The sequence below is a fragment of the Clostridiales bacterium genome, from assembly GCA_018333995.1.
Lineage (GTDB): Bacteria > Actinomycetota > Coriobacteriia > Anaerosomatales > SLCP01 > JAGXSG01.
Window position 1 is genome coordinate 257,340 of record JAGXSG010000008.1, and the last position, 23,441, is coordinate 280,780.

A 23,441-nucleotide genomic window follows, 5' to 3' on the forward strand; every position below is an offset into this window, starting at 1 on the left:
TCCTCGTGAACGGGGGCGGGTCAAGTGCGGTGCAAGTATACCTGAGCTGCGTTGCGTTTGAGCTTGGGTGACTCACGTCTAAAGTCTTGGCGTACACTGTTTCGCGAGGTGACGCATGAAGCAGTCTGGACTCGCGCGAACCGTCTTGTTCGTAAACAACTTTCCTGGCCCCACGCTTGGCGGCGGGGAGATACATCTGATGCAGCTTGTGCGCGCCCTGTTGCGCGACGCATGGCACGTGCGGGTCATCGCGGCGCAACAAAGCGAGCTTGCCAGAACCGCGCGCGACGCTGGCGCACATGTCGATGAGTTCGAGTTCAGCTATACGTACCTTCCAAGCGTGCCTGCTCGAATCCGCGGTATCGCCGTATCGTCAGGCGCTGACATCGTTATCGGCACTGGCTTCCTCACCAACGTGCTCGTTCGTCTCGCCATGCGGGCTGTCCCGGGTGTAGCGGTCGTCAATATCGCTCATACCGAGCCGGATGCGGCCCGGTATGAGGGCGCGGGTGCGATCGCGCTGGCGGCGCGAAGACGCGTCGAGCGGTGCGCCCTTGACCGTGTGGACGCGTTTGTCGCGATCTCGTCGGAGGTGAGCCGCGCGTTGCTGGCGCGCGGTGTTGATGGCCGACGAGTGCATACGATCTGTAACGCCGTGGATCCCGCGGCCGTGCGCGCCGACGCTCAGGCGATCGCGCTCCCTCCGGTGATGGCGCGGCAGCTGAGCGCCAGAGTCCCGCTTGTTGGCTACGTGGGCCGCTTGTCGCTTGTTAAAGGCGCCGAGTACTTCATCCAGATGGCAGCACGTCTCGTGCAGCGCGAGCCGGACGTGTGTTTCGTTGTGGTCGGCTCCGGCCCCGAGGAAGGTCGTTTGCGTGAGATCGCGGCCGCGTACGCGCTTGGAGAGCGGCTCGTCTTTCTCGGCCACGTGTCACCCGCTGCGCCCGTTCTCGCCGCGTGTGATGTTGTGGTGCTGCCGTCGCTCTCGGAGGGGATGCCCACGGTCACGCTTGAAGCGATGGCGCTCGCGAAGCCGGTCGTCGCCACGCGTGTGGGCGGTCTACCCGACGTGGTAGCCGACGGCGAGACTGGGCTGCTCGTCCCGCCCGCAGATCCTGACGCCCTTGCCGAGGCGGTCGCCTCCCTGCTTCGCGATCCTGCGCGCGCTCGTGCGATGGGTGAAGCTGGGCGTGCGCGCGTGGAGGAGCGCTTCACGCTCGAGCGGATGCTCGCGGAGTACCGTACGCTCTTCGATACGCTCGCGGGATAGACGCTGACCTTCTTTCCGGACTCGCGTCGCGAATACCGCCGCCGCCAGCCCGCTCACGCGCTACACTAGGGCCGAGGCGTCGCGCCGGTGATCGCGTCGTCTGTCCGCTAGAGAGGAGCCCCGGTGCCACGCGCCTGGGATGATTCCACGTTCGTCTTCATGTCGAGCCGTTCTCGCGCGTCTCTCGGCAGGATCGAGCGGCGCATGCTCGCTGTTATCGGTGAGCTCATTCGTCTTGGGGCGACCGTCCTCGTTGTGTGCGGGCCCAGAAGTCCGCTCGCCGAGCAGGCCGCGGCGCTCGGCGCGACGGTGGCGCCGTATCGCCTCGAGGCGGGCAACTATCTGCGCGCGGCATCGAGGCTTCGCAAGTACCTGAGGCGCTACCAGCCGGTCTGTGCGCACTCGACAGGCCAGCGCGCCGATCTGGTCCTTCGCTGGGCCGCCCGCGACCTGTCAACCGCTGTGATCAACTCGATCGCGTGCGGCGCGTGGCCACGTGGAGGACCGCTGCGCCGCTTCTTCGACGCCCACACGCTTCACCGTCCCGACGTCATCCTCGTCGACTGCAAGACGCTCATCGCCGAGCTGGTCGCGCTTGGCGCCCCACTTCCGCGCGTGCGCTACGACCCGCCAAGTGTCACGGTGCCGCACGTCATGAGCGAAGCCGAGCGGCCCGTGCCTGACTTCGGTGCTCTGGCGCTCTCACAGTCCGGAGACGGCGCTAGACTCGCAGGGTTTGCAAGCCGCCTCGAGTCGGTTCGGGGAGCCGCGCACCTCGTGGATGCCGCGGCGGTTCTCGCGGCGTCAGGCGTCGACGTGCGCGTCGTGATCGCGGGGCGGGGCCCGGAGCTTGAGGCGGTGCGAAAGCAGGCGGCGGGCGTTGGCAACGTGAGCGTGCTGGGCGAGGTGGAGAGTCTGCCGTCCGTGCTCTACGCCCTCGACGTCTGCGTGTTCCCGAGCGTCGGCGGCGGAGCTCCCACCGCGCTGCTCGAGGCGGCGGTGCTCGGCAAGCCGATCGTAAGCACGATGACCCCCGGCATCGAGGGCCTTTTCATCCCCGCCGAGGAAATCGTGCTCGTGCCGCCGGGCGATGCTGACGCAATCGCGCGAGCGGTCGCTGAGCTGCTCGCTGATCCCGATCGCGCACGCTCGATGGGAGAGCGCGCCCGCCAGAGGGCGCTCGATGAGTACTCCTCGGCCAGCGCGGTTAAGCGGCACCTGAGCGTGTATCGCGAGTTCATGGAGCGATGAGCGCCGCTCCTAGCGGCCCCAGTCGTCCTCGAACCGCTCGATGTCGTCCTCGCCGAGGTACCCGCCTACCGCTATCTCGATCACCCTCAGTGTCTCGCTTGCGGCGTTGGTCAGGCGGTGTGTCGCGCCTGCGGGGACGTACGCTGACTCGTTGGCGCCGAGCTCGGTCGCACTCCCTTCGATCTCTACGATCGCCCGGCCGGCGACCACCACCCAGTGCTCACTGCGGTGAGTGTGGCGCTGGAGGGACAGGCGTCGCCCTGGATCGACCTGGACCTCCTTGATCTGGTAGCCCGCAGCCCGCAACAGCACCGTCCAGCGCCCCCACGGACGGACGTTGCTTCGGTGCTCGACCACCTCGGGCGCGCCTGCCGCAGTGAGCGCCTCGACAACGAGTCGCACGTCTTGAGCTCGGTCCTTAGCTGCCACGAGGGTGGCGTCCAGAGTGTCGACGACGATCACGTTTTCGAGTCCGAGGGTGGCCACCAGCCGTTCGGGCGCGTACGTTGTCACGCCCCTGCTGTCCACGTCGACCGCCTGGCCGAGCAAGAAGTTGCCGCGCTCGTCGGCCTCGCCGAGCCAGTCGAGCGCGAGGAGAGATCCCACATCGCTCCATCTCATCGCCGAGGGCACGACGGCGACCCGGTTGGAGACTTCAAGCACGGCCCGGTCAAACTGTACGCTTGGCAGTGAGGCGAAGCGCGCGATGGATTCCGGGTCCGTATGCCACTCGGACGGCCGCCGCTCGGCTACGAGCCACTCGGCGGTTTCAGCTATCCGCACCCCATCGGCGGAGTCCGGGGTGGCACCCGCAGCTCCAGCGCTCCGGAGTGCCGCAAGCACGTCTGCTGCGCGTGCTACCAGCATGCCCGCGTTCCAGAGGTACCCGCCGTGCGACACGTACTGCTGGGCGGTCGCGCGATCGGGCTTCTCGGCGAAGAGGGCAACCCGGTATCCGAGAGGCGGTGCGGTCACCGCCTCGGCGGTTCGTGCGCTCGCACCCTCGGTGTCGTCCGCCATGAGGGGCTCACCGGTGCGAATGTATCCGTACCCCGTCTCAGGTGAGGCCGGTGTGAGGCCGATCGTGGTCAGGTACCCGCCGCGCGCCAGAGTGACCGCCGCGTCGATGGTCTCGCGCCAGATCGGAGCGTGCTCGAGGAGGTGATCTGAGGGCAGCACCGCAATGAGCGCTCCCGGGTCGTGATGCTCGACCATCGCGGCGGCTAGTGCGATCGCCGGAGCGGTGTTGCGCGAGGCGGGCTCGGCGACGATGTCGATGTCGAGGTGTTTCAATGACTGCTGAGAGACGAGATGGTCTCGCACTTCGGAGAGCAGGCGTGGGCTGGTGAGCACATGGATGCGGTCAGGTCCGCACTCATCGGCCATGCGCTCTATCGTCTGGCAGAGGAGGCTTGACCCGCCAAACGTCGATATGAGCTGCTTAGGAGCGAGCTCGCGCGAAAGCGGCCAGAACCGGGTTCCTGAGCCGCCGGCGAGCACGATTGTATGCAGGTCGGGGATCGGCGTGCTTGTCATCCAGGATCCTAATCGTCGAGTTCACCATGTCGCCGAGGCGGTCATGCCAGTATATCGCTCCCGCCACACCGGATACACGGAAGCGATGGTCGCGACAGCCCCTATGCGTCACAATGAGATGTCGCGTGCACGCACACACGTCCATCGCGTAGACCCTGAGGCGAGGAGGCGGCCTACCGTGAGCATGAACCACGACATCACGTTTGGCACCGACGGATGGCGGGCGGTCATCGCGGAGGACTTCACCTACGAGAACCTGCGGCGCGTTGCGGACGCAACCGGCAGGGTCTTCTCGCACGACCACGGCGGGGGCCGCATCCTCGTAGGGTACGACACCCGCTTTGAGGGCAAGGCGTTCGCCCACGCTGCGGCGGAGGTCATAGCGTCCCACGGTCTTGAGGCGGTCGTATCAGACCGCTACATGCCCACGCCGGCGCTGTGTTGGTCGGTCGCACACGACCAGCGTGCGATAGGCGGCGTCATGGTGACCGCAAGTCACAATCCGGCCAAGTACTCCGGGTTCAAGATCAGGATGCACGACGGCGGCGCCTCGCCAGTGGCGCTCACCGATCGCGTCGAGGCGGCGCTGAGGCCTGAGGCGCCAGCGACGCGCGGTGTGCCGCTCACAGCCGATCTCATGACGCCGTACCTAGAAGCCCTGCTTGCCGCGGTCGACACCGATCTTATTCGCGGCGCCGGACTCCGGGTGGTTGTCGATTCGCTCTACGGCGCCGGCCAGCACTACCTCGCGGATGTGCTGCGAGATGCTGGCGTCGACGTTAACGAGATTCACATGGAGCCTAACCCCGGGTTTGGCGGCTTGCATCCCGAGCCCATCCCCCCGCACATAGACGGGATGCGCGACGCCGTGGTCGTGGGCCAGCGAGACGCCGGTTTCGTGACCGACGGGGACGCTGACCGCATCGGTGCCGCAGACGCCGCCGGCCGCTTTGTTAACCCGCACCGCATCATCTGTCTCGTCGCCCGCCACCTTGCGCAGGACCGCGGTCAGACGGGCCGGATCGTCAAGACGCTTTCCACCTCGGTGCTCGTGGACCGCCTCGGCCAGCGTCTTGGCTTACCCGTGACCACCACGCCGGTAGGCTTCAAGTGGATCTATGAGGAGATGCTCGCAGGCGACGTGCTCGTTGGCGGGGAGGAGTCCGGCGGCATCGGAATCCCCAGTCACGTGCGCGAGCGTGATGGGCTGCTCATCGCGCTCATGCTCACTGAGATGATGGCCCAGCACGGAAAGGGTCTCGGTGAGCTCGTCCACGACCTGTTCGAGCTTACCGGGCCAATGGAGTACCAGCGCGTCGATCTCGCGCTCGATCCCGAGGTAATGATTTCGTTTCGCGAGCGGCTTCCGCACGTCGCGCCCGCCGAGATTGCCGGGTTGCAAGTCCTTGAGACGGTGCGCACCGACGGCCTCAAGCTCCTCCTGCCGGACGACGCGTGGCTGCTGCTGCGCCCTTCGGGCACCGAGCCGCTCGTCCGCGTTTACGCGGAGGCCTCCTCGGCGGGCGTGGTCGACGATCTGCTCGCGGCTGGCAAGGCTATCGCGACAGGCGAGGGGGCATAGCCGCCCGATGCGTGTGACGATGCTCAACAAGTATTACCCGCCGCACCTGGGCGGGATCGAGTTTCACATGCGTGACCTCGCGGAGGCGCTCGCATCGCGGTCAACCGCGCAGGTCCGCGTGATCGTCGCCAACGAGGGGGCGAAGCGCGTCACCGAAGTGCTCAACGGGGTGGAGGTAGTTCGTCTGCCGAGATTGGCGCACGCAGCTTCGACACCGGTCGCCGCTGGCATGCGAGCTGCCATCCAGCGCGAGTCGGCGCTCCCGCCCGAGAAGCGCCCCGACATCTTCCACCTGCACTTTCCGTACCCGTGGGGAGAGGTCTCATGGCTCGCCGCCGGCGGGGGCGGGCCGGTGCAGGGAAGCGTTGCGAGCGCCACCGCGCGGATTCCGGCGGTCGTCACGTACCACAGCGACATCGTGCGCCAGAAGGCGGGCCTTGCGATCTATCGGCCGCTGCTCGAGCGCTTTCTCGACCGCGTCGACCTCATCATAGCGAGCTCGCCTGACATGGTGGAGCACTCGGCGTTCCTCGCTCCGAGGGCCGCGAAATGCCGGGTCGTGCCGTTTGGCATCGATGTCGACGCCTTCGCCGCGACCCCGCAACGCACCGCCAGGGCCGAGACGCTTCGCCAGGGCCACACGCGGCCTATCGTGTTGTTCGTCGGGCGCCTCATCTACTACAAGGGCGCTGACGTGCTCCTCAAGGCGATGCGTGACGTCAATGCGGATCTCGTCATCATCGGCACCGGTCCGCTCGAAAGCGAGCTGCGTGAGATTGCGGCGAAGTCAGGGATGCTCGACAGGGTGACGTTCCTGCACTCCCAGCCGCTCGATGAGCTCGTCGCCTGGTACCACGCAGCGGACCTCTTTTGCCTGCCGAGCGTCGCGCGCTCCGAGGCGTTTGGGCTTGTGCAACTCGAGGCTCACGCGGCGGGCACTCCCGTTGTATCGACAACGCTGACCACAGGGGTTCCCTTCGTGAACCAGGACGGCGTCACAGGACTCACCGTTGCGCCGGGTGATGTCGAGGCGCTCGCACGCGCGCTGCGCACGCTCGTTGACGATCGAGCGCTGCGGGAGCGCTACGGCGCGCAGGCCCTGAAGCGGGCGAGGAGTGACTTCACCGTCGAGCGTATGGCCGCAGAAACGCTCGCAGTGTACGCCGAGGCGATCGAGGCCCGCGCGTGAGCCGTCGCTCGTTCATCGCGCTCGCTCTCGTGTTCGACGCACTATTCGTGAACGTGGGGATAGCCGCAGCGTTCTTCGTGCGTTTTGGCGGTATCCCACCCGCGTTCAACTTCAATGCATATCTCGGCCTTGCTCCCGTGATTACCCTTGTCTACCTGGGTGCCTGCTACATCTACGGCCTCTACGAGCCCGAGCGCACAGAAGGTGCCTGGAGCATCTTCAGGTCCGTGTTCATGGCGGTCACCCTCGGCGCGATCCTCACCGCGGCGATCGCCTTCCTCGCTGGTCCGCGCTTCTTCTCGTTCAGCCGGTTCGCTATCGCGCTTGGCTGGTTGTTCGACATCGTGTTGCTCGTTGGATGGCGGCTGGCGTTTATGGCCGTCACTCAGATTCGCTGGCCCGAGCAGCGCGTGCTCGTGGTCGGGACGGGCAAGGTCGCCCGCGAACTTGCGCGAGAGCTCGCCAAACGAAGCCGCTGGGGCGTTCGCGTCGTCGGCTTTCTGTCCGCGGGCGCAGAAGAGGGAAGCGACGCGCCGGACACCCCGGATAAGCGCACGGAGTCCAGTGGACTCGCCGAGATCGACGGGCTGCCGCTTCTCGGCGGGCCGAGCGAAGCGGGCGCCGTGGCGGCTGCCCACGGTGTCCACAGAATCATCATCGTCTCGCCGGTCGAGCTGCGAGACGTGATCGAGCGGCTCGTCATAGTCGATGAGATAGACGTGCGAGTCGACGTCGTGCCCGAGCTCTACGAGGTGTTCATCGGCACGCTCGATGGAGTCGTCGCGGACATTCCGCTCATGGAGATTACCCGGACCGGGCGTCCCCGCTGGTACGGCGCGTTCAAGCGTGTGGTAGACGCCGTTTTCGCGTTCGCGTTGCTTGTCGCGCTCTCGCCACCGCTGATCGTGATAGCGATCGCCATCACGATTTCCATGGGGTGGCCGGTCCTCTACGTCCAAGAGCGGGTTGGCGCGCAGGGGCGTCCATTTAGGCTCTACAAGTTTCGCACAATGATTCGCGACGCCGAGTCAGCCTCCGGACCGGTGCTCGCCTCGACCGGTGATGCGCGGATCACCCCGTTCGGCCGGTTCTTGCGTACCTACCGGATCGACGAGCTCCCCCAGCTCGTGAACATCCTCAAAGGAGAAATGAGCTTTGTTGGCCCGCGTCCTGAGCGCCAGTACTTTGTCGAGCGGCACATCGCCGAGATTCCCGGCTACCGCGAGCGGTTTAAGATTCAGCCGGGCGTGACCGGGCTGGCGCAGGTTTCTGGAGATTATGCGACTACTCCCGAGCGCAAGCTGAAGTACGATCTCATCTATATGTATCATCAGAACCTGATCATGGACCTGCAGATCATCGCGGAGACCATCCGGGTCGTCCTCACCGGGAAGGGCGCACGGTAGGAAGGGCGCCCCCCAGACCATCCCGACGAAGGAGAACGTGCAGTGGCCGCATCACGCAAGAAGAAGAAGGGCACCCCCTCCGGACAGGCGACGTCCACCGCGTCGGGCTGGGCGGCGATGACGAGCGCTCAGCGTGTGGCCTGGGTCTGCCTCCACGCGCTCGTGTTCTCCGTTCCGGTGGCTATGTCCAACTGGACGTGGGTTCCGGGTGTGATGATGCCGTTCACGGCCGACCAGTTCGACATCGTCAAGGTCTTCGTGCAACGCGGCATCACGCTCGTGGCATTCGCGGCATGGGCGTGGCACGTGCTCGTGAACGGGGGCACGGTCCGGCGCACCAAAGTCGACTACCTCATCTTAGCCGTGCTCGGCTGGTACGCTCTGTCATCGATTTTCTCGATTCACCCGCCTACCGCCATCTTTGGCAAGTACCGCCGCTACGAGGGTCTGCTCTCGCTCGTCACGTACGCGATGATCTACTTTTTGGCGGTGCAGTTCCTGGACCGCCTCTCGCGGGTTCGCTCGATCGCACGCACGCTCTTTTTTTCGGGCATCATCGTCAATGGCTACGGAGTCATGCAGTATCTGGGGCTTGACCCGCTCAGGTGGGGAACGTTGCCGTTCGAGGCGTATCGCTCCTTTTCAACGTTTGGCAACCCCGACCTTCTCGGCGGGTTCGTCGTGATCACTCTCGCGGTCTCGCTCGCCCTGGCTCTTTCGGAGTCTGATTTCCGATGGCGCATCGTGTACTGGTCGGGATTCTTGATCGGCTCGGTGTGTTGGATCACCGCGTTCACTCGCGGAGCGTGGATTGGCGGAGCGGTGGCGCTCATCGCGCTCGGGGTCGCGGTGTGGCGCATGCGCGGGGCGAGCCGTATGACGCGGGTGGACTGGTCGTTTGCGGGCGCCATTGTAGCTGCGGTGAGCGTATTAGTCGTCCGCAGCCTCCAATCGCCGGACCCGGTCATGAACGTCGCCGCGAGGCTCGGGTCGATCCTCGAGTTCGATCAGGGGAGCGCTCTTACGCGCTTTCAGATATGGGACGCCGCGTGGCGCGCGACTCTCGATCGGCCGATCTTCGGATTTGGTCCGGACACGTTCCGTCTCGTCTTTCCGGGCTACAAACCTATCGAGTACACCGAGGCCGCCGGTTACCTCTCGGTTGCCGACAACGTCCACAACTACTTTCTCCAGCTCTCATCTTCGGTAGGCATACCCGGAATGTTGCTGCTCTATGGGCTGTTCGCGTCCGTCGCGGTTCTTTCGGCGCGCAACGCCTTCAAGCGCGCCGAGTCAGACAAGGACGTTTCACGTCTCATTCTTGCGGGGATGTGGGCCGCTTCCGCCGGCTACGTCGTCAAACTCTTCTTTGGGCTCTCGGTCACCGGTGTGACGTTCCTGCTGTGGATCGCGATGGCCGCGCTCATGGCCCCTCTCGCACGTACTGTCGAGATCAGGCCGCCGTCATGGGGCGTCCCGGCCGCGCTCGTCATCTTTGCCGTGGCCGCGGTTGCCTCGTGGGGCAATCTCGTCTACCTGATGGCCGACAACGCTCACCTCCAGACCAAAATCGGCGCCACATACGAGGAGCGTGTGGCCAGCGCCGAGACGGCGATCAGGCGCAACCCGTTCAATGACATCTACCGAGCAGAGCTCGGGCTCGTGCACGCGGAAGCGTTCTCTTACCTCGCGTCGCAAATCAGGTTGGCCGAAAACCAGGGCCAGGACGCGACCATGATGCGGGCTGAGGCACAGCGCGTGTTCAATCTCGCGGAGGCCGAGTTTCTAGAGACAATCGAGTTTGTCGAGTACGAGTACGACAACTACGTTTTTCTGGCGAATCTCTACAACAATGGCGTGGGCGTACTATCAGCCGAGTACAATGAGAAAGCGCTCGCGATCGGGCGCAGGGGTATCGCCGTCAGTGAGTTCGGGCCCGCGATACGCCTGCAATACGCCATAGCGCTCCTCGACGCCGGTGATATTGAGGAGGCCGAGAGGCAGATGCGGGCGGCGGTTGAGATGGACTCGCGCTTCGCCGACACGCACATGCTGCTTGCCGAGATCCTCGCCCAACGCGGTGACGCGGCCGGCGCGCTTGAGTACTACCAGAAGGTCAAGGCGATCGACCCCGCTTATCCTGGGATCGACGAGATGATCGCCAGAGTGGAGACGGTGACGGGGGATTAGGCGGCATCGCGCCGCATGAAGGAGAACGACATGGCTAGCGCTACCGCCACCGTACCGCCAACCACCGTGCAGCGCCTGCCGGTCTACTTGCGCTGCCTCATCCAGGCGCAAGCGATGCGGATGCCCGTGGTCAACTCGGTCCAGATCGCCGAGATGGCGGGTACCAACGCGGCGCAGGTGAGGAAGGACCTGTCGTATCTCGGAGAGTTTGGGACGAGAGGCGTGGGATACGACGTCGAATCGCTCATCACCCATCTGTCGCGGAGGCTCGGCATCGCGGAGCAGCGGAGGGTAGCGATCGTGGGCTACGGGCGTCTCGGCAGTGCGCTTCAGGGATATCACGGGTTCGATGAGCGTGGCATGAAGGTTGTGGCGGTCTTCGATGCGGATCCGGCCAAGGTAGGCGGGTCGGCTGACGGGCTCACCATCGAGCACGTCGACCGGCTCGAGTCGGTGATCGAGCGCGAGCAAGTCGAGATCGCGGTTCTCACCGTACCCGGCCCAGCGGCCCGGGCGGTCGCGGATCGCGTCGTGGCGGCTGGTGTCAGGGCGATCATGAACTTCGCGCCCGTACGGCTGATCGTGCCCGACGATGTTACCGTACGTCAGGCAGACATGGCAGCTGAACTGCAGATACTCGCCTTCCACCTCAATCCGTCGGAAGCGATGGGATGAAAGCGCCGTCTGGCGGAAAGGGCCGGGCTTCCCAGTGGCTTATCGTGTGCACCGCGACCCTGTCGGTCGCGGTCGTGACCACGGGGGTGCTCGTCGCCGTGCAGTTGGTTCGCGCCCAAGCCCCCGGACTGGCAACGGGCGCGCGTTCCGGGGCGGTCGCGGGAACCCATAGCGCGTCGCCGTTCGTGGAGGCGGTGAGCCATCAACAAGCCGAGCGGTACCGGGATGCCCTCGAAGTGTACGAGGCGGTACTTGCCTCTGACCCAGACAACATCGAAGCGCTGTATGGACGGGGGACCGCACTGCTCGATCTGGGGCGGGTAGATGACGCGGAGAAATCATTGCGGGCTGCTCTCGCGATCGACCCGCGACACGTCGGCGCGGCCTACACTCTGGGTACGCACTATCTGGAAGCTGGGCGTCACAGCGAGGTGATCGAGGTCGTCGGTCCAGCGTCGGAGCACGCCTTGGGCGCTGCTGACACGGCGTGCCTGATGGCGCTCGCCTACGAGGGAATGGGTGACACCGCGATGGCCGAGAGGTACTACCGCAGAGCACTTGCGTACGTGCCTGATGCCTCGCTCGCGCTTGAGGGCCTTGCACGGCTAGGGGTGGGACCGTGATCGATGAGAAGCGTGACGAGTCGGTTGAGCTTGAGCAAGCTGGCGGCGGGATTGCCAGGACCCCCTTGAGACTTCAGCCGCTCGCGTGGCTTTCTTTGCTGCTTGGGATCGCCCTCGTGGTGCTCCTCGTCGTCCTCGCGCTGCTGCTGAATCCGCGAGCGCTCGTCACGGAAGGTGGAGCGCCCGTAGGGGGCATCGAGCCCATCCTGTTGATCGAGGGGCCGGGACGAGGCGAAGCGCCGGCGTTCAACCGTCCGCTTGACGTTGCGTTCGGTATCAACGATCGCATCTACGTAGTCGACTCCGACAACAACAGGATCGCCGTCTTCTCGCGACAAGGAAGATTTCTCTTTGAGTTCGGCGGGTTTGGGATAACCAAACCCTCACCCGGGTTCGAGGCCACATGGGAGGAGGGTCTGCTGAACTTTCCCCTCGGCATTGATATCGATGATGACGGGACCGTCTATATCGCCGATTTTCGCAACGATCAGATCCAGGTCTTCGACGCCGAAGGTGAGTTCATCCGGCGTTTTCCCGATCCCGCGACAAGAGTTGGAGCGGGGGCGTCGGGACAGGATGGAACGGGGATCGCCGTGACCTCACTCGCGGTCCACGACGGACATGTCTACGCCACAGACTCCTACCAGGTGGTCGTGTTTACCACTGAAGGTGAGTTTGTCCGGCAGTTTGGCAGACCCGGTGTCGGACCGGGCGAGTTCGACCGGCCCAACGGTATCGACGTCACCGAAGACGGAATGGTGGTGGTGGCCGACTCAAACAACTCCCGGATCCAGATGTTTACCTCTGATGGCGAGTTGGAGTGGGTGACGGGCGACAAGCGCCGTGTCACGGCCCTGGGCGCGTCTGTGGAAGACCCTGATGCGGTGTTCGGTCTTCCACGAGGCGTGACCGTGCTAGACGACGGTACCATCGCGGTCGTGGATTCGTTTGAGTACGACATCGTGCTGCTCGCGCCAGACGGCAGGATTCTCGGTCGGCATGGTCAGCGGGGCGTCCAGCCAGGTGAGCTCAATCTGCCTAACGGCATCAGCTCCTCAGGTGACCTGCTCGTGGTCGCTGACAAGGAGAACAACCGCATCCAGGTTCTTCGTCTTGCCAGGTAGGAGTCCTTACGAAGATGGCACGCAGGTTGCGTGTATCACCAGTGAAGACAAGTGCATAGGTTCACGCTCGCTCCACACCCGGTACACGCCGTCTCCGTTTGTCGGACCACCGTCTGGCCTGGTAGTATGGGTTGTTGGGGGTACCGAGCGCATAGCATGATGGGAGATGTACCGCCCAGTGATTCGCCCGCTGATCATTTTCGCCTTGGCGTGTCTATCCGCTCTGTCCCTCGCGGTGATACCTGCTTTTGCCTACGATGAGCTCGACCCGCCGTCTGGCCGCGCCTGTGTCGACTGCCACGGGTTCGCTCCCGACGACTCGGGCACCGGCGCCCCGCACGATAGATCTGGCCCGCACGGCGCGTACACGTCGACCACACAGAAGTGCCGAGTGTGCCACTCGGTCCACCAGGCGCCCAGCAGTTTCGTGCTCCTTCCCGCAGACACCGTCAAGGAAGTGTGCGAATCGTGCCATGACGGTACCGGCGGGCGTGGGGTCTACGGCGTGATCAAGGCACGCACGGGGGTTGATCCGTCCTCTGGTCACCGTGTGGGCGCGGACGCCACCCGGACGATCCCGGGAGGCAATCTCGACGGCACACCTCGCGCGGTGGTGTTCTCGGGTGTGAACGGGACTCTGACTTGCACCGATTGTCATTCGCCTCACGGTACGACGTCGCGGACCATCCAGCCATTCATTGGTGACAGGTACCGTTCCAGTGTAGCGACCGCTACGTTGCTCGAGACCACGTCGCAGCCGACAAACCGTTTGCTGCGCAACCGGCCCACCGGAGCCGAGACGACCGCTACCGTCTACGGGACCGGTTGGTGCGCGACGTGTCATCAGGGACATCTCGGAGGATCCGGGGGGGCGATGAACCATCCGGTCCAGCAAAACGATCACTTCTACTACAACTATCTGCCGGTACTCACCTCGCACGGCGCGAGCGAGACGGTTCTCGGCGAGCCGGGCCAAACGCGCCTTGGCGGGTCGAATCTCGGCTACCAGATGCCCGATTTGCGAGGCAGCGGGGAGCACACCAGAACCGCCGAGTGGCGGATCTCGCCGTTCCCGCTGTGCCAACAGTGCCACGAGGACATAAGGGACGCCACACAGCCCTTCACCGTCACCGCCGCCGATGGCTCCGCTGTGACAGACAACCCGCGTTTCCACGTCTTCCCACACGAGAGCAACGCGCAACGGCTTCTCATAGTGCCGCCGGGTCAGAACTCAACCTACACCGACGGGCTCTGTTTGAACTGTCACTTGCCGTGAAGCGGGGGACAACTCCCCTTCGCGAGTTGAGATATACTAAGCTTCGTTAGGCAACGCCAATGCGACCACGGTGGTGTGCCGAAGTCGTGCGGAGGAAGGCGAAAGGCGGCAGAGCGGCACTATGCGCAGGATTCGGATCGTGAACGGATTCACCGACCCAGCCCTCCGTCCCCGCTACATCATCTGGACCGGTTCGATAGTTATCGGACTTGCCGCGTTCGTGATCGTTGCACTCGGCGTGACGTCGACAAACTGGTTTTGCGCCGAGGGGTGCCATAAGGTCCAAGCCGATACGATCATCTCGTTCGAGCGCTCGGCTCATTCAAACCTTCAGTGCATGGCGTGCCACATGAAGGTGGACGCCGACCCGGTCTACTTTGTGCTCCACAAGGCTGAGGCACTCGGAGAGCTCTATCTGACCGCAACGAACAAATACTCACTGCCGCTCAATCCAGACTCTCACGTGGCGCTGTCGGCGAAGTACTTCCCCGAGAAGCAGTGCACACAATGTCACGACCTCGAGAAGAGGCCCGTGACGCCGAGTCCGGGCATCATCATCGACCACGCAATCCACTCAGAAAAAGACATCCACTGCACGGTCTGCCACAACCGGGTCGCGCATCGCGAGGATTTCGAACTCACTCTGACTGATCCCAATACCGGTGAGCCCAATCGCAAGCACGACGATTTCATGGAGATGACGGCGTGCTTCCGGTGCCACACGATTACCGGGGAGTCACCGAGCGGCATCGCTGCGCCTGGGGCGTGCGAAGCGTGCCACACGCCCGATTTCGATCTGATGCCCGCGAACCACAAGGAAGAAGGGTTCTACACGCCGTTCGGCGACTCGAGCGGGCACGCCCGTCTTGCCAACGAGGATCTCGCCCGCAGGCAGGCGCTCGAAGCGACGAAGGCCGCCGAGGGCACGCCGACAGTCGAGCCAAAAGAAGGCGGGTTGGATCTTGTGCCTGTCGCCGAGGTGGGATACTGCTCGACTTGCCATGATGAGCAGCGCTTCTGTATCGACTGCCACGGGATCGCCATGCCGCACCCAGCTGATTTCGCCGAGAACCATACGGAGGACGGCAAGGAGCGGCCCGACGTCTGTCAGACGTGCCATGCTACGGCCCCGGGCACCAATTTCTGCAACGACTGCCACCATGAAGGCAACGACCCGTCACGTTCTTGGCTCTCTCAGCACACGGAACCGGTTCGAGAAAGTGGCGCTAATGCGTGCTTCGAGTGCCACGCACCCACATTCTGCGCCGTGTGTCACGTACGTCAGGGAGTTCCCGACCCGCTATAGGGAAGGGTTCGTCAAGCAACCTTGCGCATCCTGAACGCGATTAGGTATGCTTTGTGAATGGGTACTCTAATCCACGAGGGCGTTTTACCGCGTCCCCCGTGTTGGTACTCACACATGTCTATCGCATGACCGTCCAGGGTGAGGAGTCACAACGTGCCCGATTTGAACCGCATTCCCGAAGCGACCGTCTACAGGCTGTCGCTCTACCACTGCTATCTCGGAGAGCTCATCCGCCGAGGAAGTGCCGATGTCCGGGTGACTTCGCGTGAACTCGCTAAGGAGCTTGACATTCGCGAAGAGACCGTACGGCGTGACCTGTCCTACGTAGGGGGGGTCGGGAGGCCTGGCGCAGGCTACCAGCTGTTTGTGCTCTTCGAGGCGTTGCAGCAGTTCCTTGGTTTGTGCGATGAGTACCCGATCATCCGTGTTGGGACCGCGCAGATGCTCCAGGCTCTGCAGGTCGTGTTCCCAGCCGATGCGTATGGTGTGAGGCCAGTGGCCTACTACTCCGAGCTTCCCGAAGACGTTGGGACGGTTGTGGGGGGTATCGAGGTCCGTCACGTGACCGAGATACCGAGGCTGGACGTGTCTCTTGAGGTGCGCGTCGCGCTCGTGGCCTGCTCCCCAGGGTGGATCGACCCCGTGCTGGAGATGCTCAACGAGGCGGACGTCACGGGGGTGCTCCTGCTCACTCCGAAGGTCAAACTTGACCGTCCGGAGCGCATGAATGTGCGTCACATTCGCATGCCTTGCGACATCAAGTCACTTGCCCATGGCTGCCGGATTCCATCGGCAGTGGGCGTCTAGCGCTCGCTGGTGACGAGTGCGTCGTTGGAGCGCGCCGTTATTATGGTATTCGACGCGCGCCGCAGTCGGCCCGCCTCCGCTTGCATGACGCATAAGAAATCGATAACATAATTATTAGTGTTTCGGTTATTTGTGCGGTCGCCAGCAGCTTGAGGATCGATCCGCGCGTAGGCGCCATGGCGGCGACGACGAAAGGGGCTCTCGGTATGAACAGGTCGCTACTAGTGGCGGTGGGGCTGCTCACGGTGCTAGCTCCAGCGCTCGTGCTCTCGGGTTGCGGAAACGGCGATGGCGGCGAGGCGACCCAGCCGAGCGGTCCAGTCGTTCGCGTCGGCTCGATGCTTGACTCGGAAGGGACGATCCTCGGCTCGATGGTGATCCAGATGCTCGAAGCCAACGGAATTCCGACCGAGGACAGAACCAAACTCGGGACGCCGGACGTGGTGCGCGCGGCGCTTCTTGAGGGCGAGATCGACGCAACCATAGATTACACGGGCAACGGCCAGTACTACCACGAGGGCGAGGAAGGGCTTCCTCGGTGGAAGAACGCCGCCGAAGCGTACGCGGCGATTGTCGAGCTGGACCGCGAGGTCAACGACATCGCGTGGCTGACCCCCGCGCCGGCCAACAACAGCGAGTTCATCGCGACTACGGCGGTGCTTTCTGACGCCGAGTCGGTCGTGACCATGGAGGATTTTGCGGCGTACGTGAATGCTGGCAAGCCGGTCAAGCTCATCGCGTCTCAGACCTGGGTCGACAACCCGCTCGGCCTCAAAGGCTTTGAGGAGGCATACGGCTTTACGCTCACTGACGATCAGCTCGTCACGTTGGCGACCGGCAACACCGCCGAGATGCTCGCGGCGCTCGCCCGCGGCACGGACGGTGTGAACTTCTCGCTCACGTATGGCACCGATGGCCAACTTGCCGATCTCGGCCTGGTCGTGCTCACCGACACCAAAGACGTCCCACCGGTCTACGAGCCTACACCCGTGTTCCGTGGCGAGATCATCGACGCGTATCCACAGATCGCAGACATCCTCAAACCGGTGTTCCTTAGCTTGAACCAGCAGAAGCTGCAGGAACTCAACGCGAAAGTCGCGCTGGGTGAGCAGGATCCGGTGAGTGTCGCCAGGGATTATCTGCAAGCCAATGGGTTTGTCGAGTAGCACCGGCTCAAGGGCGGCCGCCACCCGAGCGTTGGCCAGGATCCACGCGGCAACGGTTGGCGGTCCGCGGCGGAGCACGGTCGTTCTTGCGCTCACCGGATCGACGCTCGCGACGGCTTCGCTTATCGCTGGGCCGTACCTGTGGTTTCGGCCCAACCGGATCCTTGACGGAGCGTCGGTGACGGCTCTCGAAGCGTTCGGTGCGACCGGATGGCTGCTCGTCGCGCTCTGGATTGCTTCCGGCGTATTGGCTCTGCGGCCCGGCGCTCTCGCCGCGTTGGGGGGAGGCCCCGCGCGCGGGCTTATCGCGACCATCGCGCTCGCCGCGACCTTCGCGTTGGCCGGAGAGGCTGCCGCCGCGTTTGCCGAGACGTCGGAGCGTGTCGCCCGGACGTCGTTTGGCGCGAGCTACTACGTGGGGCTTTTCGGAGCGTTTCTCGTGCTCTACGCTGCCGCCGCGGATTCACGGAATCGCTGGTTGCGCGCGCTTGTCTGGCTCGCGCCGCTTGCGGCTCTCACGGCTCTCGCCGTCACCGGGGTCCTCGATGAGATTGGCATCGTGCGTGAGTGGTCGATGTGGCGCGACACATTCTCCCGCGAGATACGCCGTCATCTCGCGTACGCGCTTGGCGCAACGATTGGGGCGGTGGCCGTCGGCGTTCCCTTGGGGGTCCTTTCGGCGAAGAACCGCCGTGCCGAGACGCTCGTGATGGGTGCGCTCAATGTTGGCCAGGTCTTCCCGGCACTCGCGTTTGTGGGTCTGATGATGCCGCTCCTAGGGGTAGTGGGCGACAGGATCTCATTTCTCGGCGCACTGGGTGTGTCGGGCATAGGATGGGCGCCCGTGCTTGTGGTGCTGCTCGTGTACGCTTTGTATCCGGTGACGCGCAACACGACGGTGGCGATACGCCGACTTGACTCATCGGTCCTCGACTCGGCGAGAGGGATGGGCATGGGACGGTGGCGCTTGCTTGCGGAGGTGGAGCTCCCGCTGGCGTTCCCGGTGGTGCTCGCCGGAGTGCGCGTCGCGCTCGTGCAGAGCACAGCGGGCGCGATCGTCGCGGCGTTTGTTGGCGGAGGGGGTCTTGGCGCGATCATGTTCTTTGGGCTTGAGCAGACAAGCATGGATCTCGTGCTCGTTGGAGTAGTGCCGATCGTCGCGCTCGCGCTCGCTTTCGACACGGGGTTGCGCACCCTCGAAAAGGTCGCGAGCAGGCCTGGGACTCCGGTGACATCGCAGTGATCGAGCTTTGCGACGTCACCAAACGCTACGGTGCCAACACCGCGGTCGACAGTGTCTCGTTCGTGGTCCCTGAAGGCGAGCTCACGGTCTTGCTCGGTCCGTCGGGCTGCGGCAAGACCACGCTTTTGCGCACCATCAACCGCATGGTTGAGCCCGATGGTGGCGAGGTCCTCATCGACGGTGCTCCGATCACCGCGAGTTCGCCTGAGGAGTTGCGGCGCGGCATCGGGTACGCCATCCAGAGCGTAGGCCTCTTCCCGCACATGACCGTTGCGCGCAACATCGCGACCGTCCCGCGGCTGCTTGGCTGGGACGCGGGGCGCATCTCCGCCCGCGTAGTCGAGCTGCTCGCTCTCGTCGGGCTCGATCCCGCGGTCTTTTCGGGGAAGTGGCCCCACGAGCTTTCCGGCGGCGAAGCGCAGCGGGTGGGGGTGGCGCGCGCCCTTGCGGCCGACCCCCCGGTGCTTCTCATGGACGAGCCGTTTGGCGCACTCGACCCGATCAACCGCGAGCGCCTCCAGCGCGAGTTCGCCGAGCTCCACCGCACCCTCGGCAAGACCGTCGTGTTTGTCACCCACGACATCGAGGAGGCGGTCTTGCTGGGCGACACGATCGCACTCATGCGTGACGGCCGTATCGTACAGTCAGGGTCACCAGAGGAGCTGTGGCGTGCGCCAGCCAGCGAGTTCGTTCGCGACTTCTTTGGCGAGGAGTTTGGGTTACGGATACTCGCGCGCCACAGAGTCGGTGATCTCACGTACGGTTCACTGGCCGAGGAGGACCACGGCGCCGGGACCCTTCCGCTGCCACGGGTCGCGCCGGAGACAAGCCTGCGCGACGCGCTCGCGGTCATGGTGACCGGGGCTTGCGACAAGGTTGTTGTCGTCGACGGGCAACGGATGCTCGGCTCGCTCACGTTCTCTGAAGTCGTGAGAGGAGTGAGACGAGCGCGATGACCGCGTACGAGCCGGGAATCAGGCGCAATCCGTGGATTCCAGCGGCGCTGCTCGCCGCGCTCATGTTCTGGACGTTTTCAACACCGGGGGTCGAAGCGGTGTTGCGTTTCTTCTTTCCTCAAGCTGTCACGGTGACCTACGATCGCTCGCCGATGTGGCATTTTCTCCTTGATCACCTCACCATCGTCGCGGCGGGCGGGACGATCGCCATAGGGATTGGGGTGGCGGCTGGGTTGTTCGTGCTCAGCCCGCTCGGCCGTCCTTTCCGGGACATAGTGATGCGAATCGCGACATTCGGCCAGTCGATCCCGTCGGTCGCGATCATGGCGATAGCTGTACCGTCGATCGGTTACGGGTCCCGGACGGTTCTGCTCGCGCTTGTCATCTACAGCGTTTTGCCGGTGATGGTGAACGTCGTCGCGGGGATTGAGGGAGTGCCAGCATCCGCTGTCGAAGCGGGGCGCGGAATGGGGATGACGCGCGCTGAGCGGCTCCGGCTCATCGAGGCGCCGATCGCGCTTCCCGTCATCATGACCGGGATCAAATCGATGCTTGTCATCATGGTGAGCGCCGCCACCTTAGGAGCGGTGGTTGGTGCGGGAGGTCTCGGCGTGCCGATCCTATCTGGGATCGGGAGCTTCAACGACGCCGTGATCGCGTACGGAGCGGTGCCGCCGATCCTTCTTGCGTTGCTCGTCGATCAGACTCTGTAGGGGCGGCGCCGCCGTTTCTCACACGAAGTCGCGCGGTATGCGGTATGCGCGTCGGCGCTCGTACACGAGACGTTCGTTCTCGTTCGCCGCGTACGTCTCGGTCACGTGGAAGTACCTGGCGTCGCACGTCATCTCGCTTATCACTCGCACGCTCCAGGTCAGATCCGTTGACTCGCTGCGCGTCTCGCGGGCGCAGCGCACGGTCGCCGAGAGAGGTTTGCCCTCGGTGATTACGTAGACGTCACTGCTTGACTCGGTATAGCGAGCGCCCGTTGCGGGGATGGTCCGCGCGCGCCGCTCCCTGTCGGTGATCGTGTGCGTGCCATCTTCGACAGTGACGGTCCGCGTGCGTCCCGGGACCGGCGGCTCGGTACCCGTGTTTGCGTGCGGGCTTTGCGCTGCGGCGACTTCTGGCGGCTCGAAGGCTGGTTCGGCGCGTCCGGCGTCCGCTTTGCTGTCGCGTACGGGAAGCTCCAGAGAGCTCGGTCCGTCTACGGCCACCCGCATCTCGAGTGGTTCCGGCGACGGCCACGCGTGCGGCCAGTACGTGGGGGACAGAGCGAGCCGGATGCGGTGGCCTGCGGAAAAGCGGTAGCCGCACACTCGCGACTCGATGCGTACGTCCATCTGGGCGTTTGGCACGCACGCGACCGGTGACTCGTGACCTTCGCGGTGCGTGAGATTCAGCATGCCCCAGCTCACGAGGAGTGACGACCCATCGGGCGCCACATCTTCGAGCCGCACCGCGATGAGCGCCAGCGGCTGGTCCACACGCACGCGCACGCGTACGACCGGGTGTCCGAGCACATCGAGCGGCGCGTCGAGCGGCTGTGTAGTGAAGGTGAGCGAACGCTCGTCGTCTGGACGCTGGTCACCGGCGATTTCGTCCGGACCGCCGTTCGCGCACCACACGCCCGCGGCTTGTCCGCACTCCTGATTGCTGGGAAGCAAGAGCTCAGGCCAGGCGGGCTCGCCGGGAGTTTTGTGCGCGCTCTCGCCGGCGGATAGCGTCCCGCGGGAGGTGAGACGGTAGGCGGAGGTGCTTACCAGCGCCGGAGGCCAGCGTTCCTCGGCTACCCAACGTCCGGGACGGGTGGCGTGAAACGTCGCGGGCGCCACCCACTCTTCTATCCAAGCGCGCAGAAGCGGCTCGTCCATCACGTCGTTATCGATGCCTTTGAGCCAGTGATCCCACCACCGCACCGCTTCGTGCAAGAATCCGATCGCCGGGCCAGGGACGCCCTCGTAGGGAAACATGTGACCCCACGGGCCGATGAGCCCGAGCCGCGGGACGTCGAGGTGTTCGAGCAGGCGCGGCACGGCGTTGGTGTACGCGTCGGCCCACCCGCCTACGACCATGACCGGGCACTCGATCGCGCCGTACTCCTCGGCGACGGAGCCGTGCTTCCAAAACGCGTCACGCCGCTGGTGCGAGATCCAGTCGCGGGCGAGATGGGGGGCGTTTACGAGCCGGTGCATCCACATCTCGCGCCACCGGGGTCCCGCGAAACGCGGGTCGGGCGGCTGGATCGGGTAGGTGAGCATCGAGGCGGCCCACTTGAGCATGTCGGAAGCGAGCAGGCAGCCACCCATGTAGTGGCAGTCGTCGCGGTAGCGGTCGTCGGTTGAGGCGTGCGTGATGATAGCTCTGAGCCGCGGTGGGCGGCGGGCGGCGACCTGGAGTGCGTTGAATCCGCCCCACGAGTAGCCGATCATGCCTACTGAGCCGTCGCACCAGGGTTGCTCGGCGAGCCATTCGATCACTTCGAGCGCGTCATCGTGTTCCTGGGCGAGATACTCGCCGGCGAGCAGTCCATCAGAGGATCCCGTTCCGCGGAGGTCGACCCGGACCGAGGCGTACCCGTGTGCGGCGAAGTACGGGTGGCGCATGGCGTCGTCGAGAGCGGTGCAGTCGTCTTTGCGGTACGGCAGGTACTCGAGCACGGCAGGGACGGGGCCAGCCGTGCCGTCAACCGGGCGCCAGACGCGCGCCGCAAGACGCGTCCCATCGGAGAGCGGGATCCAGACGTTCTCGATCTCCTTCACGCGGTACGGGAACCCGGTGCGCTGGCGGGGTCGGCTCGTGCGCGTCTTCGCATCCATCGCGTCAGTGTAGCCGATGGAGCACGCGTTCCTGTTCGCCGAGAAGGATTCGCCGCGAAAGAAGTCTACCCTCCCGAATCCCCAGAGCCTTCTGAGCCGCCCTCAGGCCCGCCGTTGGTATCGCTGGGAGGTGTTGTGGTCTCCTCGGCGGATGCGTCTATCGTGGCCGCAGGGTCAGGGATGTGCCAGTACCACTCCTCCTCAAGCAACGTGGCGGCGGCCACCCGGTCGCTTTCCCACGTCTCCGCCGGGGCGACGGCGACGACGAGCACCTCGCGATCGTTGGTGCGTGCGATCACGTAGTCCGCCGCGAAATGGTTGCCTCGGGCGTCGATGCCGGTCACATGGCGCTTGTGAGCGATGCGGTTGCCGAGCCGCGTGTCCTGCACGTCACCGGTCTCGTATTCCTGCCACTCGCGCTCTTTCGCCCGGTTGCTGATCAGCGTGGTGAGCGCGTCCGCCGGCTCTCCCTCGGTCGGGACGACGACGAAGATAAGCACGGAGAGTGCGTCGAAGACGTCTTCAGTAGGAAACTCGCTGCCCGCGTAGACGCTCATGAAGCTCGGTTGGACGTTGACCTGCCAGTCTTCCCGTACCTTGATGTGGAACAGCCCGGTCGGCTCCCCGTAGCTGCGCAGAGCTGGTTCCTTCGCGCATCCGGTCACGCCGCCGAGAGGCACGGCCACAAGAAGGGTCAGGGCGAGAAACAGGCGGGTCGCGGTACCAAGAGCGACATGGGGGTTTTGCATGGTGTCTCCATTCAGGTTCGCGCGGGTGATACCATTGTATACCGGCACAGGTATGAGGACGACCCTGGTTGCCCCGATGAGTCAAGCCGGCCGCGACTGGACGGCGAAATACTACCACAGGCATTTGTGAGGTTGATATCGTTTTCACAAACTCCACATCGATGACGCAATCTCCGTGGAAACTCCATCCGGGTGAGGTATTCGGTTGGAGCGAACTCGTTACACTGTTCACGAACTTCGCATCGAGCCGCGAGACGGCGCACCATTCGGGGCGTC

At 64.5% G+C, this 23,441-nt stretch carries 19 protein-coding genes; 16 read left to right on the forward strand and 3 right to left on the reverse strand.

The window, feature by feature from the left end:
* Positions 1-115 precede the first annotated feature (115 nt).
* Together KGZ40_03455 and KGZ40_03460 are read left to right on the forward strand one after the other, a co-directional pair.
* Positions 116-1,270: a glycosyltransferase family 4 protein gene (locus KGZ40_03455; GenBank protein MBS3956574.1), complete on the forward strand. Its 1,155-nt coding sequence runs from the start codon at positions 116-118 to the stop codon at positions 1,268-1,270.
* Positions 1,271-1,393: 123 nt separating this feature from the next.
* On the forward strand, positions 1,394-2,521 hold the full coding sequence (locus tag KGZ40_03460) for a glycosyltransferase family 4 protein (GenBank protein ID MBS3956575.1): 1,128 nt from the start codon (positions 1,394-1,396) through the stop codon (positions 2,519-2,521).
* A 9-nt stretch (positions 2,522-2,530) separates the two neighbouring features.
* Here the strand turns inward: KGZ40_03460 and KGZ40_03465 are convergent, their stop codons facing one another.
* On the reverse strand, positions 2,531-4,057 hold the full coding sequence (locus KGZ40_03465; protein ID MBS3956576.1) for a mannose-1-phosphate guanylyltransferase/mannose-6-phosphate isomerase: 1,527 nt from the start codon (positions 4,055-4,057) through the stop codon (positions 2,531-2,533).
* A gap of 178 nt (positions 4,058-4,235) precedes the next feature.
* Here KGZ40_03465 and KGZ40_03470 point away from each other — a divergent pair, with 178 nt between their 5' ends.
* From KGZ40_03470 to KGZ40_03535, 14 genes are all read left to right on the forward strand, one after another.
* Positions 4,236-5,639, forward strand: coding sequence for a phosphoglucomutase/phosphomannomutase family protein (locus tag KGZ40_03470; GenBank protein ID MBS3956577.1), 1,404 nt, complete (start codon positions 4,236-4,238; stop codon positions 5,637-5,639).
* A gap of 7 nt (positions 5,640-5,646) precedes the next feature.
* A complete protein-coding gene (locus KGZ40_03475) occupies positions 5,647-6,828 on the forward strand; it encodes a glycosyltransferase (protein ID MBS3956578.1) in 1,182 nt (393 codons plus the stop codon).
* The gene (locus KGZ40_03480) at positions 6,825-8,234 is read left to right on the forward strand and encodes a sugar transferase (GenBank protein MBS3956579.1); all 1,410 of its coding nucleotides are present in this window, start codon (positions 6,825-6,827) and stop codon (positions 8,232-8,234) included. Before KGZ40_03475 ends, KGZ40_03480 begins: the two co-directional genes overlap by 4 nt.
* Positions 8,235-8,276: 42 nt before the next feature.
* Positions 8,277-10,424: an O-antigen ligase family protein gene (locus KGZ40_03485; GenBank protein ID MBS3956580.1), complete on the forward strand. Its 2,148-nt coding sequence runs from the start codon at positions 8,277-8,279 to the stop codon at positions 10,422-10,424.
* A 30-nt stretch (positions 10,425-10,454) separates the two neighbouring features.
* Positions 10,455-11,099 (forward strand): redox-sensing transcriptional repressor Rex, encoded by a 645-nt coding sequence (locus KGZ40_03490; protein MBS3956581.1) that lies wholly within the window; start codon positions 10,455-10,457, stop codon positions 11,097-11,099.
* Positions 11,096-11,722 (forward strand): tetratricopeptide repeat protein, encoded by a 627-nt coding sequence (locus tag KGZ40_03495; protein MBS3956582.1) that lies wholly within the window; start codon positions 11,096-11,098, stop codon positions 11,720-11,722. The genes KGZ40_03490 and KGZ40_03495 overlap by 4 nt, the downstream gene beginning before the upstream one ends.
* Positions 11,719-12,846, forward strand: coding sequence for a 6-bladed beta-propeller (locus KGZ40_03500; GenBank protein ID MBS3956583.1), 1,128 nt, complete (start codon positions 11,719-11,721; stop codon positions 12,844-12,846). The genes KGZ40_03495 and KGZ40_03500 overlap by 4 nt, the downstream gene beginning before the upstream one ends.
* Positions 12,847-13,024: 178 nt before the next feature.
* Complete coding sequence (locus tag KGZ40_03505; protein MBS3956584.1) at positions 13,025-14,122, forward strand: cytochrome c3 family protein; 1,098 nt, start codon at positions 13,025-13,027, stop codon at positions 14,120-14,122.
* 139 nt (positions 14,123-14,261) lie between these two features.
* Positions 14,262-15,428, forward strand: a complete 1,167-nt coding sequence (locus KGZ40_03510; protein ID MBS3956585.1) for a NapC/NirT family cytochrome c — start codon at positions 14,262-14,264, stop codon at positions 15,426-15,428.
* A 153-nt stretch (positions 15,429-15,581) separates the two neighbouring features.
* Positions 15,582-16,235, forward strand: coding sequence for a hypothetical protein (locus KGZ40_03515; protein ID MBS3956586.1), 654 nt, complete (start codon positions 15,582-15,584; stop codon positions 16,233-16,235).
* Between the two features lie 206 nt (positions 16,236-16,441).
* Positions 16,442-17,401: a hypothetical protein gene (locus tag KGZ40_03520; GenBank protein MBS3956587.1), complete on the forward strand. Its 960-nt coding sequence runs from the start codon at positions 16,442-16,444 to the stop codon at positions 17,399-17,401.
* A complete protein-coding gene (locus KGZ40_03525; protein ID MBS3956588.1) occupies positions 17,358-18,644 on the forward strand; it encodes an ABC transporter permease in 1,287 nt (428 codons plus the stop codon). Before KGZ40_03520 ends, KGZ40_03525 begins: the two co-directional genes overlap by 44 nt.
* Entirely contained in the window at positions 18,641-19,600 is a 960-nt protein-coding gene (locus tag KGZ40_03530) for an ABC transporter ATP-binding protein (GenBank protein ID MBS3956589.1), read from the forward strand. The genes KGZ40_03525 and KGZ40_03530 overlap by 4 nt, the downstream gene beginning before the upstream one ends.
* On the forward strand, positions 19,597-20,313 hold the full coding sequence (locus tag KGZ40_03535; GenBank protein MBS3956590.1) for an ABC transporter permease: 717 nt from the start codon (positions 19,597-19,599) through the stop codon (positions 20,311-20,313). The genes KGZ40_03530 and KGZ40_03535 overlap by 4 nt, the downstream gene beginning before the upstream one ends.
* A gap of 18 nt (positions 20,314-20,331) precedes the next feature.
* Here KGZ40_03535 and KGZ40_03540 read toward each other — a convergent pair whose 3' ends face one another.
* Positions 20,332-22,359: a CocE/NonD family hydrolase gene (locus KGZ40_03540; GenBank protein MBS3956591.1), complete on the reverse strand. Its 2,028-nt coding sequence runs from the start codon at positions 22,357-22,359 to the stop codon at positions 20,332-20,334.
* A 122-nt stretch (positions 22,360-22,481) separates the two neighbouring features.
* Positions 22,482-23,165, reverse strand: a complete 684-nt coding sequence (locus tag KGZ40_03545; protein ID MBS3956592.1) for a hypothetical protein — start codon at positions 23,163-23,165, stop codon at positions 22,482-22,484.
* Positions 23,166-23,441 lie beyond the last annotated feature (276 nt).